This window comes from Flavobacterium noncentrifugens (assembly GCF_900100375.1).
Taxonomy (GTDB): Bacteria; Bacteroidota; Bacteroidia; order Flavobacteriales; family Flavobacteriaceae; genus Flavobacterium; species Flavobacterium noncentrifugens.
The window spans coordinates 117,503-132,372 of record NZ_FNEZ01000007.1 but is presented as its reverse complement, the minus strand read 5'-3'; the positions used below and the strand labels follow the sequence as shown (position 1 = coordinate 132,372).

Annotated in this window: 15 protein-coding genes and 1 other RNA gene; 8 read left to right on the top strand and 8 right to left on the bottom strand. The window is 41.3% G+C overall.

All coding sequences use genetic code 11. From position 1 onward, the window contains the following. Window positions 1-5 precede the first annotated feature (5 nt). Window positions 6-428, bottom strand: a complete 423-nt coding sequence (gene aroQ / locus BLS32_RS16930) for a type II 3-dehydroquinate dehydratase (RefSeq protein WP_091398833.1) — start codon at window positions 426-428, stop codon at window positions 6-8. 27 nt (window positions 429-455) lie between these two features. Continuing rightward, complete coding sequence (locus BLS32_RS16925) at window positions 456-1,013, bottom strand: porin family protein (protein ID WP_091398832.1); 558 nt, start codon at window positions 1,011-1,013, stop codon at window positions 456-458. A gap of 186 nt (window positions 1,014-1,199) precedes the next feature. Here BLS32_RS16925 and BLS32_RS16920 point away from each other — a divergent pair, with 186 nt between their 5' ends. From BLS32_RS16920 to BLS32_RS16900, 5 genes are all read left to right on the top strand, one after another. Further along, complete coding sequence (locus BLS32_RS16920; protein WP_091398831.1) at window positions 1,200-1,736, top strand: hypothetical protein; 537 nt, start codon at window positions 1,200-1,202, stop codon at window positions 1,734-1,736. A gap of 117 nt (window positions 1,737-1,853) precedes the next feature. After that, a complete protein-coding gene (locus BLS32_RS16915; protein WP_091398830.1) occupies window positions 1,854-2,540 on the top strand; it encodes a porin family protein in 687 nt (228 codons plus the stop codon). A 130-nt stretch (window positions 2,541-2,670) separates the two neighbouring features. Continuing rightward, window positions 2,671-3,339: a porin family protein gene (locus BLS32_RS16910; protein ID WP_091398829.1), complete on the top strand. Its 669-nt coding sequence runs from the start codon at window positions 2,671-2,673 to the stop codon at window positions 3,337-3,339. Window positions 3,340-3,416: 77 nt separating this feature from the next. Beyond that, entirely contained in the window at window positions 3,417-4,319 is a 903-nt protein-coding gene (gene xerD / locus BLS32_RS16905; protein WP_091398828.1) for a site-specific tyrosine recombinase XerD, read from the top strand. A gap of 35 nt (window positions 4,320-4,354) precedes the next feature. Next, complete coding sequence (locus tag BLS32_RS16900; protein ID WP_139171800.1) at window positions 4,355-4,540, top strand: hypothetical protein; 186 nt, start codon at window positions 4,355-4,357, stop codon at window positions 4,538-4,540. A gap of 53 nt (window positions 4,541-4,593) precedes the next feature. Here BLS32_RS16900 and rny read toward each other — a convergent pair whose 3' ends face one another. The 4 genes from rny to BLS32_RS16880 form a co-directional block, all read right to left on the bottom strand. Next, complete coding sequence (rny, locus tag BLS32_RS16895; RefSeq protein WP_091398826.1) at window positions 4,594-6,156, bottom strand: ribonuclease Y; 1,563 nt, start codon at window positions 6,154-6,156, stop codon at window positions 4,594-4,596. Window positions 6,157-6,205: 49 nt separating this feature from the next. Then, a non-coding RNA gene (gene ssrS / locus BLS32_RS16890) (6S RNA) lies at window positions 6,206-6,311 on the bottom strand. Between the two features lie 55 nt (window positions 6,312-6,366). Continuing rightward, window positions 6,367-6,660 carry a cell division protein ZapA gene (locus tag BLS32_RS16885; RefSeq protein ID WP_091398822.1) on the bottom strand — a complete coding sequence of 98 codons (294 nt, stop codon included), beginning with the start codon at window positions 6,658-6,660 and terminating at the stop codon, window positions 6,367-6,369. A gap of 4 nt (window positions 6,661-6,664) precedes the next feature. Continuing rightward, window positions 6,665-6,955, bottom strand: a complete 291-nt coding sequence (locus BLS32_RS16880; protein ID WP_091398819.1) for a hypothetical protein — start codon at window positions 6,953-6,955, stop codon at window positions 6,665-6,667. 184 nt (window positions 6,956-7,139) lie between these two features. Here BLS32_RS16880 and BLS32_RS16875 point away from each other — a divergent pair, with 184 nt between their 5' ends. Genes BLS32_RS16875 through BLS32_RS16865 form a run of 3 tightly spaced genes read left to right on the top strand, consistent with a single transcriptional unit; the run spans window position 7,140 to window position 12,080 of the window. After that, a complete protein-coding gene (locus BLS32_RS16875; protein WP_091398807.1) occupies window positions 7,140-8,822 on the top strand; it encodes a M23 family metallopeptidase in 1,683 nt (560 codons plus the stop codon). Between the two features lie 11 nt (window positions 8,823-8,833). Next, window positions 8,834-11,299, top strand: a complete 2,466-nt coding sequence (locus tag BLS32_RS16870) for a TonB-dependent receptor (protein ID WP_091398793.1) — start codon at window positions 8,834-8,836, stop codon at window positions 11,297-11,299. A 55-nt stretch (window positions 11,300-11,354) separates the two neighbouring features. Further along, window positions 11,355-12,080 carry a hypothetical protein gene (locus tag BLS32_RS16865; protein WP_091398787.1) on the top strand — a complete coding sequence of 242 codons (726 nt, stop codon included), beginning with the start codon at window positions 11,355-11,357 and terminating at the stop codon, window positions 12,078-12,080. 71 nt (window positions 12,081-12,151) lie between these two features. On the opposite strand, the gene BLS32_RS16860 is transcribed toward BLS32_RS16865, so the two are convergent. Both BLS32_RS16860 and BLS32_RS16855 read right to left on the bottom strand, forming a co-directional pair. Beyond that, window positions 12,152-13,579 (bottom strand): di-heme oxidoreductase family protein, encoded by a 1,428-nt coding sequence (locus tag BLS32_RS16860; protein WP_091398779.1) that lies wholly within the window; start codon window positions 13,577-13,579, stop codon window positions 12,152-12,154. 68 nt (window positions 13,580-13,647) lie between these two features. Next, a complete protein-coding gene (locus BLS32_RS16855) occupies window positions 13,648-14,808 on the bottom strand; it encodes an imelysin family protein (RefSeq protein ID WP_091398762.1) in 1,161 nt (386 codons plus the stop codon). Between the last annotated feature and the right edge of the window lie 62 nt (window positions 14,809-14,870).

The following is a 14,870-nucleotide window of genomic DNA, read 5'->3' as shown; positions in this document are numbered from 1 at the left end:
ATCACTTAATATTTGTCTGAAAAATAGGCCAAAGCCAATGCATAACTCTTAAGGCCAAATCCTAAAACCACACCGGCGGCGTTTGGCGAAATATAAGATTGGTGCCTGAATGCTTCCCGAGAAAAAGTATTCGAGATGTGCACTTCGAGTACAGGCGAGGCTATGGCTTTTATGGCATCACCAATTCCGATCGAAGTATGCGTATACGCCCCAGCATTCAAGATGATACCGTCATAATCAAACCCTTTTTCCTGGATTTTTCCAATGAGCTCGCCTTCAATATTGCTTTGGAAATACTCAAGGTCGAGGTTCGGAAATTGCTTTTTTAATGTCGTAAAATAATCTTCAAACGAAGTGTTTCCATAAACATCGGGTTCGCGTTTTCCAAGAAGATTTAGGTTCGGGCCATTGATGATGATGATTTTCATAGAAGAAGCACGCAACACTGCGGGGTATTAGAATTTGTATCCGACAGAGAACTGAATGACCCTGTTTTTCACATCGGCATCTGAAGAAATATCAGTTAATCCGACTACATATCGGCCCTGAACAAAAATATGACTTGTAATGTCAACGCCAAGTCCGCCTACAACTCCAAAATCAAAAGATGTCGGATCATCAAGGTCAAGTTTTTTGTTGTCATTTACTAAAAATGCAAATTGCGGTCCGGCTTCAAGGCTTAAAAGATCGGAAAGAATGTAATATTTAAGTACAACAGGAACCGTTACATAATCGTAATTAATTTTCTCATCTTCTAAATCGCCGAGTTTTACCTTGCTTCCCTGCGTAGAATAAAGCACTTCAGGCTGGATGAAAAAATTTGAGCCTGCTTTGATTTGCAGCAGCGCGCCAAAATGAAATCCGGTTTTTGTTTTGGTGTTGTACAGGCCTTCGCCATCAAGATCGGCAAAATTGGGTCCGGCTTTAAGCCCAAATCGGAACAATTGAGCATGGGCATTAAAAGATCCTAATAACACAAGGAGTAAAACTGCGATAGCGGTTGATTTTTTCATTATTTTTTTGATTAATTCATGATTCCAAACTTAATTAAATTCCGCGAATTGTGTGGTATGATTTCTCTCATTGTTGACAATTTTCAAAGTGAATGTTGATAAAATTGTTGACAATTGCGGTTTTTACGCCCGGCAGCCCAATTTTAAAACATTAAATTTGAGTATACTAATTTAAAAACAACAACAATGAAAAAAGTATTATTGATGGCAATTGCCCTATTTGCCCTTGGTTTTGCAAATGCACAGGATATGAGATTTGGCGTAAAAGCAGGTTTGATGATCTCCAGTTACGATCAGTTTGCAGTAGATAATGATTACGGGAATTATGATTATTATAATATTTACAACTCGTATTATTATGGAAACGGGTCGAATAAATCCAATGTTGGTATATACGTAGGCGGTCTGGTTGATTTTGCACTGGTGGATAAATTCCGCCTCCAGCCAGAACTTACGCTGTCTGTTGTTCCTGGCGATCATGGCTATGTGGCGATAGGCGTGCCGGTATTGGCGAAGTATTCTTTCTTTGATAAGTTTTACGCCATGGCCGGTCCCGGACTTAATTATGCGGTAAATGCAGATGATGATCAATTCTCACCAAGCTTCGATATCGGGGCGAGCTATGATTTAATGCAGGACTTTTACGTCGAGGTCAGAGGTGATATAAGCTTAGGGGGTTATCTTGGCAGCAATATCCACGCTGGTGTAGGCTATCGTTTTTAACATAAAAAAATCCGGTTTCGATGCCGGATTTTTTATTTTTTTATTTTTATGAAAAAATATTATACAAATTAACATTTTTTTATATATTCGCATCAAACAAAACAAAAATAACAAAAAATGAAAAAAATTACTCTCACGGCATTAGCGTTATGTGCTTTTGCATTTACTCAGGCTCAGGATATTAAATTTGGAGCAAAAGCTGGTCTTAACTTAGCCAATCTTACTACTGATTATGGTAATTTAGATGGTTATAGCAATGACAACAAAATGAAACCGGGATTTCATGTTGGTGGATTTGTTGAAATCAAAATCAGCGACAAATTTGCAATCCAACCAGAGGTTTTGTATTCATTACAAGGAACTAAAGTTAAAAGTTCAGAAGCTGATTTCGACGGTTACAGCTATTCTTCTGAAGACAAAATCAGCCTTTCCTACATCAATGTACCGGTAATGGTTAAATTTTACCCGATTGAAAAATTATTCATTGAAGCTGGTCCGCAGGTTGGATTTTTAATTTCAGCAAAAAACAAATCTGAGTATACTGAAACCGATGGTGATGTAACCATGAGTGCAAGTACAGATGTAGATGTAAAAGATGCATATAAATCAATTGACTTTGGTGTAAACGTTGGTGCAGGTTATGAATTTACTGAAAATTTATTCGCAAGTGTTCGTTACAACATTGGTTTAAGCGATATTGCTGAAGATGGAAACAATGACGAAGATTTAGATTTAGGAGCATATGGCAGCTATTTCAAAACAAGAAACAGCGTATTGTCAATCTCTTTAGGTTACAAATTCTAATCAGAATTAAACAAGCATATAAAACCTCCCATTGGGAGGTTTTTTTATATATAACATTTTCTGTTATTGCTGTAACACCGCTGTACCAACTTAGGCCTAAGTTTGCAGGACTAATTCAAAAAAATAAAACATGAAAAAGGTTTTTTTAGCAGCAGTCGCATTATTTGCAATCGGATTTGCCCAGGCGCAAACGGCAAGATTCGGAGTAAAAGCAGGATTGAATGTTTCCACGCTTACCGGGAATATTGAAAATGCCGAGGCCAAAATTGGCGCACATGTGGGCGGACTTGTAGAAATTAAAATCACAAACAAATTTGCGATCCAGCCCGAGTTGCTTTTGTCGCTTCAGGGTGCGAAAAACGATTATACCGAATCATTTGGCAACAACCGTTACACCAATGAAGAAAAGCTCAACCTGACTTACATCAACATTCCGGTAATGGCCAAGTTTTATGTCATTCCGGCGTTAAGCCTTGAAGCCGGTCCGCAAATCGGATTTTTAGTCAATGCTGAAAACAAATATACTTATACAGAAGTTGATGGCAACGATGTTTCTACCATATCAAGAAAAAATGATATCAAAGGCAATCTGAGAACACTCGATGCCGGATTCAATCTTGGTGCTTCGTATTATTTCACCAACAATCTTTTTGTGCAGGCACGTTATACCATCGGGCTTTCAAGCATTGACAAAAACGATTACAACAGAAATGATGACAATGATGACTTTAATGATTATGATTACGACAAGGGCATTCACAATGGGGTTTTCCAGGCCTCAATTGGTTACAGATTCTAAATTGTTCCTGAGTTCAAAATATAAAGCATCCGTACTGGATGCTTTTTTTATGCGTGAAAATAACCTTAATTTGTAGGATGGATTGGAAAAGTTACATCAAAAGTTATCAGTCGTATTTGAGGATTGAACGCGGGCTTTCGAAAAACACGATCGATAATTACACATTCGATATCGAACGGGTGCTCACGTTTCTTGAAGCATCATCGATGGAGGTTTCCCCTGTGAAAATCTCCGAAGAAACCCTGCAGCAATTCATTTATTCGGTTTCGAAAGAAGTCAATGCGCGTTCTCAGGCACGGATCATTTCAGGCTTGAAAAGTTTTTTTTCGTATCTGATCTTTGAAGATTACCGAAATGACAATCCGCTCGAGCTAATCGAAACACCAAAAACCGGGCGCAAGCTTCCCGACACTTTGGCATTGTCTGAAATTGATGCGCTAATTGATGCTGTTGATTTAAGCTTGCCCGAAGGCGAACGCAACCGCGCAATGCTCGAAACACTTTATGGCTGCGGATTGCGCGTTTCCGAATTGGTGACGCTCAAAATCTCCGATTTGTTTTTCGATGAAGGGTTTATCAAAATTACCGGAAAAGGAAATAAGCAGCGTTTTGTCCCGATTGGAAACCTGACCAGAAAGTATATCGAAATCTACAAAAATTCAGTTCGTCCACATTTGAATATTCAGAAAGGCGCCGAAGATACTTTGTTTCTAAACCGGCGCGGAAAGCAACTGACACGTGCCATGATTTTTACGATCATTAAAAACCTGGCAGATAAGATCAACCTGAATAAAACCATTAGCCCGCATACCTTCCGGCATTCGTTTGCCACGCACTTATTGGAAAACGGTGCCGATCTGCGTTCGATCCAGCTGATGCTTGGCCATGAATCGATTACTACAACTGAAATTTACGTACATCTGGACAGAAAGCATTTGACGCAGGTCATGCATGCGTTTCATCCGAGGAAGAACAGTTGAAAGGCGAAAATCACAAAGCCGCAAAAATGCGAAAGTTGCAAAGTCAAAAGTTTGTTGTTAATAAAAGTCCTGATTGTTGTTACGATGCTTCAGGTATGGCCGCGTTAGGGATGGAAGCGGAAATCGTTTTAGCGGCGCAGCGCAGCGAAGCCGTAAAACATTGCAACGTACAGCCCGGCCACAGGCAACGCCCAAATGCAAATAAAAAAACCGGACAATAATGCCCGGATTTTTTCTATAAATAAGCCTTTCGACTTTTTGACTTTCAACTGAATTATTTCGCAATATTCACCGCTCTTGTTTCACGGATCACCGTGACTTTTACCTGTCCGGGATACGTCATTTCTGTCTGGATCTTTTGCGAGATTTCGAATGATAAGCTGACCGCGTTGTCGTCGGTAACTTTTTCGCTTTCTACGATGACACGCAATTCGCGTCCGGCCTGGATCGCGTAAGCGCTTTTTACACCGCTGAACCCGTAAGCCACTTCTTCCAAATCTTTCAAACGCTGGATGTAAGAATCGAGAACCTGGCGGCGTGCGCCCGGTCTTGCACCAGAGATTGCATCACAAACCTGAACAATCGGCGAGAGCAAATATTTCATTTCGATCTCGTCGTGGTGCGCTCCGATGGCGTTGCACACTTCTTCTTTTTCACCGTATTTCTCGGCCCATTGCATTCCTAAAAGTGCGTGTGGCAAATCGCTTTCGGCGTCAGGCACTTTTCCGATATCGTGTAACAATCCGGCTCTTTTAGCGAGTTTTACGTTCAATCCGAGTTCGGCTGCCATGATTCCGCAAAGTTTCGAAACTTCACGCGAGTGTTGCAATAAATTTTGTCCGTAAGAGGAACGGTATTTCATTCTTCCAACCACTTTAATCAATTCAGGGTGCAATCCGTGGATTCCGAGATCGATTACCGTGCGTTTTCCGACTTCAATAATTTCGTCGTCGATTTGTTTGGCGGTTTTTGCTACGACTTCCTCGATTCGCGCCGGGTGAATGCGGCCGTCGGTTACTAGTTTGTGCAATGCCAGACGTGCAATTTCCCTTCTTACAGGATCGAAACACGATAAGATTATGGCTTCAGGCGTATCGTCAACGATGATTTCTACTCCGGTTGCAGCTTCAAGTGCGCGGATGTTTCTTCCTTCACGCCCGATGATTCTTCCTTTGACATCGTCTGATTCGATGTTGAAAACAGATACGCAATTTTCTACGGCTTCTTCGGTTCCAACGCGTTGAATGGTGGAAATGATGATTTTTTTAGCTTCCTGCTGCGCAGTCAATTTTGCTTCTTCAATCGTGTCCTGGATGTGCGACATCGCTTTGGTTTTGGCTTCGGCTTTTAAACCTTCAACCAATTGATCTTTCGCTTCTTCAGCAGACAAGCCTGAAATGACTTCGAGTTGGTTCAGCTGGCTTTTGTGCATTTTTTCGACTTCGTCGCGTTTCCTGTCGAGGGTTTCGATCTTGGTTTCGTATTCCTTGGTCTTGGCTTCGTAATCGTCATTGATTTTTTTTGCTTTTGCCAATTCGCCTGAAACTAAAGATTCTTTGTCGCGGATGCGTTTTTCAACTTCAGCAACCTTTTTGTCACGGCCAAGGATGACTTGCTCGTGTTCTGCTTTTAATTCGATGAATTTTTCTTTTGCCTGGAGGATTTTGTCCTTTTTGATGTTTTCTGCTTCGAGATTGGCGTCTTTTAAGATCGAGCCGGCTTCTTTTTTCGCGTTTTTAATCAGGTTTGAGACGTTGCTTTTTTCCATCATTTTGGCGATGGCAAAACCTGCGGCGATGCCGACGATTGCTGAGATAATTATTGTTAAAATGTCCATGTTAAGTGAGGGTTATATATAAAAAAAAGCCTACATCAGTTGTGTGAATAAACTCGAAAAGACAAGTTTTGAGCTAACTCGCTGTTCAAGGATCTGCTCAGGGCAGCTTGCTTTAGTAGCGATGATTTGCTCATTCTAAAATGTTAGTGTTGAGTTTACCAATATGAACTAATGTAGGCAGTATCTTAGTTATGTAAAGAACGTGTTTTATTACTTATCGAGATAATTCGCGATTAAATCATTCATTTTTTTAATGCGTTCGATGGTTTCCGTGCCGTCGATCGAGTTGTCGATTTGCTTTTGCTCCAGTTGTGAGGCAAATTGTAAAGCGCACATGGCCAAAACATCCTGTTTGTCGCGAACAGCATAGTTTTCTTCGAATTGCTTGATCATTGCATCAATCTTTTTGGAAGCGCTTCTAAGGCCTTCTTCCTGCGACGGCTCTACCGTTAACGGGTACACGCGGTCTGCGATTGATAATTTGATTTTAAGCTTTCCATCCATATTTTTAATCTGCAAGTTGCGCGATACAGTAATCTATTTCCCGAATTAATGAATTTATCTTAAGCTTGGTATCTCTTTTATTGTCGTCACTGCCAAGCAATGAATTGGCTATTTTGAGTGTGTCATACTGCTTTTTGAGCGTCTCAATCTCGCCCGATTGATTGTGTATGGTTCCTGTAGCTTTTTGCAACTCTTGCTTTAAATCCGCCGAAGTTTGTTCTAAAACCGCTATTTTCTGCAATAGTTTTTTTAGCCTTCCTTCAAGAGTATCAATAATTTCTACAATCTCACTCATTTAAGTCAAAGTTCATTACTAATCCTACAAAGTTAATATTCCAATCCAATTAAACCAATACTTTTATTAAAATTTTCCCAACGCTAAGATGTTTGCCTGCAATAACATGTAAAATAAGGAGTTATAAACTAGAATTTTTTTCGGGAATACGACCACTTTTTTTATATTAGCGAAAACCTTTATCATGAAATATACACTCCTTTTACTAGCTTACATGCCGCTTTTTTCTCAAGTCAATTATCCGAAAGATTATTTTCGGCAGCCAATGGACATTCCGATGCAGCTTTCGGGAAATTTTGGTGAATTGCGCCCCAATCATTTTCATGCCGGCTTTGATTTTAAAACCCAGCAAAAAGAAGGTCAGATCGTTCACGCTTCCGCAGATGGCTATATTTCCCGGATCAGGATTTCTCCGTATGGTTACGGAAAAGCCATTTACATCGACCATCCAAACGGCTACACAACGGTTTACGGGCATTTGCAAAAAGGCTACAAAGGTGTTGAGGATTTTATTCAGAAGGAACAATATAAAGAACAATCTTACGAAATTGATTATTTGCCAAAACCTGGTGAATTTCCGATTAAAAAAGGCGATACGATTGCCTATTCGGGAAATACCGGCGGTTCTGAAGGTCCGCATTTGCATTTTGAATTCCGCGATACCAAATCAGAAAAAGTGATTAATCCGCTGTTATTTGGATTGGAAATTAAAGACACCAAAAGGCCGATTGTAACTTCTTTGGTGGCTTATCCAATTGGCGACAGCAGCGTCGTAAACCAATCGTCGCGCCCGATTATGATTAATTTATCGTTGCAGCCCGACGGAAGTTTCATTGCTGAAAAAGTGCTTGCCAGCGGACAACTCGGATTTGGGATTACAGCCAACGATTTTGACGATGTTTCGTATAATAATAACGGTATTTATAAAGCCGAAACGTTTTATAACGGACAATCGAATTTCAGTTACCAATTTGATACTTTCGCTTTCGACGAAGGCCGATATGTCAATGCGCTGATCGATTATCCAAGGTACAAAAAGACAAAAGTGCGCGTGCAGCAATTGTTCATGCGGCAATCTTTCCCACTGAGTATCATTCACGCAAGTGCAGGAAACGGATTGATCCAGATGGCGCCAAATGTAATGCTGTCTTACCGAATTGAAGTTTCCGATTTCAGTGGCAATAAAACCACAATTATAATCCCGATCGAATATGCTGTTTCGCCTGCAAAAGTGCCCTCTGAAACGGTAAAAACGCCGTATTTCGTAAAAGCAAAAACCGATAGCAGTTTTGAAAAAGGCGACATGTCGGTATTTCTCCCTGCCGGAACTTTTTACAATGATTTCTACCTGAATTTTGACGTAATCGATAGCGTGATGACGGTTCAGGACGATTATACGGCGGTGCATTCCAATTTTCAGGTGGCGATCAAAAGCCATTCGGTTGCAAATACAGAAAAAACGTTTATAGCATCCGTTTCCGGAAAAAACCTGAGCTATAATCCGACCAAATTCAAAGACAACGTTTTTACAGCTTATACCAAAAATCTCGGACAGTTTAAACTTGCAAAAGATACGATTGCACCAAGAATTACCATTGCAAAACCCATCGAAGGCAAATGGATCACGAACCAGAAAAACATTCAGCTGAGCATTTCCGATAACCTTTCCGGTATCAAATCGTATAGCGGATTTATCAATGAAAAATGGGTGCTTTTCGAATACGATTACAAGTCTAAAAAAATTACGTATCTGATTGATGACGGCCAGCTCGCAGAAGGCAAAAATGATTTAAAAGTAATAGTTTCCGATAATCTTGGAAATTCTGCTATCTTTGAAACACAATTTTTCAGAAGTCAAAAACAATAAAAAATTAGCTCTTGAATACGAATATCAAACTACTTACGCTGCTTTTTTTCCTTGTCGGATTTACCGGATTTTCTCAAACAGCAAAGCTTCAGGGAATCATTCTTGACGAAAATAGCGCACCAGTAAATGGAGTCAATGTGACCGCCGGAATCAACACTACAAAAACCGATGAAAACGGATTTTATGTGATTTCAATTCCCGCAAATGAAAAAGTCACGGCCGTTTTTACGCACGCAGTTCTTAAGAAAAACACCGTTACGGTAACATTGAAACCGTATGAAATTTACGAGCTCAATATCGTCATGAACGACAAAGCCGAAAGTCTTGGCGAAGTAACTGTAACGGCAAACAACCGCAAAAGGGTAGAAGGAATTACCACGCTTGAACCGGCAACGATCCGCAGAATTCCCGGAGCAAATGCCGGAGTGGAGAATCTTTTAAAAAGTTTGCCTGGCGTCTCAAGCAATAATGAATTAAGTACGGCCTATTCGGTTCGCGGCGGAAATTACGATGAGAATTTAGTGTATGTCAATGAAATTGAAGTCTATCGCCCGTTTTTGATCCGTTCAGGGCAACAGGAAGGTTTGAGTTTTACCAATACCGATATGGTGCAGAATGTCGACTTTTCTGCCGGAGGTTTTCAGGCGAAATACGGCGATAAATTGTCTTCTGTTTTGGATATTACATACAGGACGCCAACCAAATTTGGCCTTGCTGCCGAAGCGAGTTTCCTTGGCGGAAGCATCGCTGTTGATGCGGTTTCTAAAGACCAGAAATGGACAGCCTTAACTGGAGTTCGCTACCGCGACAACAGCCTTTTGGTCAACAGCCAGGAAACACAGACGAATTTCCGGCCTACATTTGCCGACTTGCAATCGAACATTACTTTTGCGCCTTCAGCGAGATGGCAGTTCAGTTTTCTGGGGAATATTTCGCAGAACCGGTACAATTATGAACCGCTGACACGCGAAACCAAATTCGGTACCATAGATGAACCGATTGCTTTGCTTGTTAATTATGAAGGACAGGAAAAGGATAAATATGAAACGTATTTTGGTGCGTTTAAAACGGTTTTTAAAGTCAATGACAATTTCACGCTAAAATTTATCGGATCGGCTTACCATACTTTGGAGCAGGAATATTTTGATATTTTTGCGTCTTACGGACTCGGGGATGTTGATACGAGCATTGGCGGTGAAACCCGAGGTGCTGTCACATTCAACCGTGCCATTGGAACACAATTAAACCACGCCAGAAACGATTTGGATGCGGTAATTGTTAACGCCGAAGTCAAAGGGTTCCACAACGTCAAAAACCACCAGATCGAATGGGGTTTTAAATACACGCGTGAAGACATCCGCGATAGGATTGTTGAATGGGAAGTGATTGACTCTGCCGGTTTTTCACTGAATCCGCCAAGAGGGTTTCCGATAAACGACCAGCCATACACGCCTTACACCGGCCCGTTGGTACCATACCAAAATGTAAGGGCGAAGAATTTTGTAACGATAAACCGTTTTTCAGGCTATGCACAATGGAGTTTGAAAGACCACATCGGTTCCAGCCAGGTTTGGTACAATGCAGGTGTCAGGATGCACCAATGGCAGGTTTCAGGCGACAACATCAATGGCAAAAGCCAGGTTGTTTTTAGTCCGCGCGCACAATTCGCGATCAAGCCGGAATGGGGAAAAGACATGGTTTTCAGGCTCTCAGGAGGTTTGTATTACCAGCCGCCGTTTTACAGGGAATTGCGCGATTCGCTTGGTACGGTAAATCCGGATGTGAAAGCGCAAGCAGCTGTTCATATTGTTTTGAGCAATGATTACAGCTTTAAAATGTGGAATAGGCCGTTTAAAATGGTCACCGAAGCCTATTACAAATCATTGACTGATGTGAATCCTTATACTCTGGAAAACGTCAGGATCCGTTATGCTGCAAACAACAATGCGAAAGCATTTGCGCAAGGGCTTGATTTCAGGCTCAATGGTGAATTCGTGCCGGGAACGGAATCGTGGATCAGTTTCGGATATATGAAAACCGAAGAAAACATCAACGACCGTGGTTACATCGCAAGGCCAACGGACCAGCGTTTGAAATTCGGCGTGTTGTTCCAGGATTTTATGCCGCGGATCCCAAGCGTAAAATTGTACCTGAATTTGGTTTACAACACCGGATTGCCTGGCGGTTCGCCTTCTTATGCCGATCCATATGTCTACCAATCCAGATTGAAAGATTACCGCCGTGCAGATGTTGGGTTTTCATACGTATTTACAGAAAAGAACGACATTCGCCCCGAAGGGCATTGGCTTAAAAAATTCAAAGACCTGTCGCTGGGATTCGAGATATTCAATCTGTTCGACAACCAGAATGCGATCACAAATACATGGGTTCGTGATGTATATACAAAAAACCAGTACGGAATCCCGAATTATTTAACGACGCGCGTTTTCAATGTCAAACTGAATGTTCGCTTGTAGTTAACACCGATTCGTTTTAAAAATAATTATATTTGACGCAAAAGCCAAAAAGCATATGAAAAATGTAAACCGCATTTTTATCGGGATCGCAGTCCTGTTTTTTGCAAGCTGCAAGAAAGAAGTCGACGAAAAACCCAAAGTCATTTACGAAAACACTTCCAAATCGGCGAAAGCTGAAGCCAAAGTGGATACCGCACAAATTGAAGTGGCCGATCTGCCGATACAAATGCAGGGCACCAATTACCTGATCCATCCTGTTGGCGATTTGAATATTTACGGTGGAAGCGCCAAATCGCGTTCCGAATCGGGTTCGAATGTAAACGACATCAGTTTCAAGATTTCGAATTATGGCGAAAATGAAATTACCGGTTATCTGCGGAATTTTAAATTTCAGGAAGTGGGTTCAGATTCGTTAAAGACTTTAACAGATAAACCGGTTTTGATACAAACGGCTACTTATCTTAAAGCGGTTGCAGATAAAACCAAACAGCAGCTATTGGTTTATACGTTGGCCGATATGGATACGAATAAAGATGGAAAACTCGATGCCAGCGATATCAAATCCTTGTATCTGAGCGAGATCAGTGGCAGCCGTTTTACAAAAATTTCACCTGATTTTCAGGAGCTTATTGACTGGAATCTGCTCGAATCTAAAAACCGCCTGTATTTCAGGACTATTGAAGATACTAATAAAAACGGGGAATTTGATAAGAATGATGTGGTTCATTACCACTATGTCAATCTTTCAGACTGGAAAGTTTCAGATTATAAACCAGTTTAAATTTGGATATGAAGCATTAAAAAAAGGTTTGGCAATAAAGTCAAACCTTTTTTTTATAAAATAAAATTTATTTAAAGCGAATTGATGAATGCCAATAAATCGCTTCGTTCCTGAGGCGATAACTGTTTGTATTTGTCTTTTGCTTTTTGGGCTTCACCGCCATGCCATAAAATCGCTTCTTCAACATTTCTGGCACGTCCGTCGTGAAGCAGGTTTGTATGTCCGTTTACGGTTTTAATGAGCCCGATTCCCCACAAAGACTGTGTACGCCATTCGCTACCGGAAGCTAAAAAGTCGGGAGAATTGTCTGCCAATCCTTCGCCCATGTCGTGGAGCAATAGATCTGAATACGGCCTGATGGTCTGGTTTCTCAACGCTGTAACCGGATGATCAGATCCAGTTACAAATTTAGGTGCATGGCAACCGGTACAATTGATCGTTTGAAAAACCTGTTTTCCTCTTAAAACATTTTGTTCTTTGTAATTTCTCCTTGCCGGAACGGCCAAAACCTGCGAATACAAAACTACACGGTTGAAATTCAGGTCTTCAATTTCTGGCGAACCGCCATTTGGTATGGATCCGCAATCCACTCCGGGAGGGCAATTTTCATTTGGAAAAAGAGAAGATGTGATGCCCATATCGCCTGAAAATGCTGCAGCAACCTGTTGTTTTACATTTGGCTGGTTGGCTTTCCATCCAAAACGGCCCATTTTTGTGGAATTGCTCTGGACGTCGTAAACGTAATTTGCTTTTCCGGAAATGCCGTCACTATCGCTGTCGGTCACGTCGGCTAAAGCCAAAATAGCTGCATCAGGAATGGCTTCAAGCAATCCGAGCCCGATGAGCTGGTTTGCAACTCTTGGTGAAATCATAAGTGTTCCCGACAAAGGCCCGTAACCCAACTGGCTAATCTGGTAAGCTGGCTTCTGCAGGTCGACAACCGTTCCGTCTGAAAGCGTTTCAGAGATCGTTTGATAAACAATGCTGTACTTTCCTTTAATGGTTTGGTTGAAAATGGCATTGTCCTGCAATTGCCCACCGTAAACGGGATCGGGCATTGGTGAGCCATGAGCATCGATTCCGGGAACCGACAAACGCAAAAGCAATCCGGTACCCAATTCTCCATCAAATGCAGGAGCCCTTCCGCGGCCATCTTTAAAATGGCAGTTTCCGCAAGCGTTTGTGTTAAAGAATGGGCCTAGGCCATCCCTTCCGTTGGTGCTCGACGGTGCGGTAACCCATGGCAATCGAAACAATGAATTTCCGACACCAAAATCTGATTTTTGTTCCAGAGTAAGGTTGGTCGCAAAAAAACCAAAAGCTTCCTGTGAAGTATTGAATACCGTTACCTGACCTCCGGAAAGTTCTTCACCAGTTTCGGGTAAAAGATCGGTTGACGGTGGAACTTCGGTGTAATCTTCGACGCTGTCAGATTTGCTGCAGCCCGACAGCACCAGCAATGCAACGAGAATAACTATTCTAAATTTTTTTTCAATCATTGATTATGAAAAAAAGTGCCTTTATTGAAAAAGACACTTTGTAATTAGTTTGCAAATGTATATCTTAATTAGATCACATTCACTGTGATGCCAATTTTTGATGCGCCAGCGATGAAGTTGGCTCCTAAATTTTCCAATTCCCTAACAGCTGTTCTCACTTTTGCACCTTCTTCAGATTCCGGTCCGCCAGAAATCGCTAGATCAAAAGGCCTTTTAATAGCTGCAATTTTGCTTAGTGCCGCTGCAATTGAATTGTTGGTGTCTGTTGAAACTGCGCTGTTGGCCTGACCGACCAGATCCTGCAAAGAAGCACCGTCAACAGATCCGTAATGTCCTTCATAAACATTCACGATTCCCTGAAGGTTCAAAGCAATATCCCTGTGGGTATTGTCGCTGAAACAAGAATGCTCGTCTTCCTGATTTTCAGAAATAAGCGCAACATCCATTCTTTCAACAGCCAATTCAGCCTGTGCCAGGGTTGTAATTCCAAGGTAGATGTTTGTAATGGCCTGGTTTTCATCCATTGTTAAAAAGGTAGTTCTGTATTCACCACCTACTTTCCATTGGTTAACCAAATAAGCCAAATGATCGGTTAGCAGATCTGCACATACTTTAAGGTATTGTGCTCTTCTTCCGGCATAAGTATCCGTTGTGTAATCGGTTAACGGCCTTTGACCTGGCAAGTCTGCAGATGGAGCAGTTAAGTCCTGTCCCCAAAGTAAAAATTCTATAGCGTGGTATCCGACACTTACATTGGCTTCGCCGCCATTTCCATTTTCAGATTCAAGGTAATCTTTGGTAATTGCAATTGAAGAAGCTATAATTCCGTTATTGGTGATTGTTCCATTATCATTAACATAGTCAATAAAAGCTTCATCAAGCGGCCATGAATTGATCAATCCTTCAGGGCTTTCTTCAGTGGCATCGATTGGGCCGTTGGCAAAACGAAAAGCTTCAGTAGTACCGTAACTTTCCCTTGACAATTTCCATTTGGCTTTGGCTGCTTCTAAAGTGGTTTCTGTGGGTGTCTCGGTAAAATCATCAATGGCTGCTTCTAAAACAACGGCATCATCATACGCCTTTTGGTAATTGGCATAAACAATATTTGAATAATTTTCGATTACTTGTTTTTTCGTTACGGGCGATCCCGCATCGTCATCATCGCTACAAGCATATATAGATAATCCAAGAGTCAGGACAACCGCTGCTTTTAAAGTCATTTGCTTCATAAAGTATTTTTATTTAGAATGATTAAATTTAACGCAAAAGTATCGACTGGTTTTAGAATACG

What these genes read in the sequence shown, in the direction of transcription:
- BLS32_RS16915 (WP_091398830.1), top strand. Translation starts at nt 1,854, where the DNA reads ATGAAAAAAATTACTCTCACGGCATTAGCGTTATGTGCTTTTGCATTT.
- BLS32_RS16925 (WP_091398832.1), bottom strand. Translation starts at nt 1,013, where the DNA reads ATGAAAAAATCAACCGCTATCGCAGTTTTACTCCTTGTGTTATTAGGA.
- BLS32_RS16885 (WP_091398822.1), bottom strand. Translation starts at nt 6,660, where the DNA reads ATGGATGGAAAGCTTAAAATCAAATTATCAATCGCAGACCGCGTGTAC.
- BLS32_RS16880 (WP_091398819.1), bottom strand. Translation starts at nt 6,955, where the DNA reads ATGAGTGAGATTGTAGAAATTATTGATACTCTTGAAGGAAGGCTAAAA.
- aroQ (WP_091398833.1), bottom strand. Translation starts at nt 428, where the DNA reads ATGAAAATCATCATCATCAATGGCCCGAACCTAAATCTTCTTGGAAAA.
- BLS32_RS16920 (WP_091398831.1), top strand. Translation starts at nt 1,200, where the DNA reads ATGAAAAAAGTATTATTGATGGCAATTGCCCTATTTGCCCTTGGTTTT.
- rny (WP_091398826.1), bottom strand. Translation starts at nt 6,156, where the DNA reads ATGGACATTTTAACAATAATTATCTCAGCAATCGTCGGCATCGCCGCA.
- BLS32_RS16860 (WP_091398779.1), bottom strand. Translation starts at nt 13,579, where the DNA reads ATGATTGAAAAAAAATTTAGAATAGTTATTCTCGTTGCATTGCTGGTG.
- BLS32_RS16865 (WP_091398787.1), top strand. Translation starts at nt 11,355, where the DNA reads ATGAAAAATGTAAACCGCATTTTTATCGGGATCGCAGTCCTGTTTTTT.
- BLS32_RS16855 (WP_091398762.1), bottom strand. Translation starts at nt 14,808, where the DNA reads ATGAAGCAAATGACTTTAAAAGCAGCGGTTGTCCTGACTCTTGGATTA.
- BLS32_RS16910 (WP_091398829.1), top strand. Translation starts at nt 2,671, where the DNA reads ATGAAAAAGGTTTTTTTAGCAGCAGTCGCATTATTTGCAATCGGATTT.
- BLS32_RS16875 (WP_091398807.1), top strand. Translation starts at nt 7,140, where the DNA reads ATGAAATATACACTCCTTTTACTAGCTTACATGCCGCTTTTTTCTCAA.
- xerD (WP_091398828.1), top strand. Translation starts at nt 3,417, where the DNA reads ATGGATTGGAAAAGTTACATCAAAAGTTATCAGTCGTATTTGAGGATT.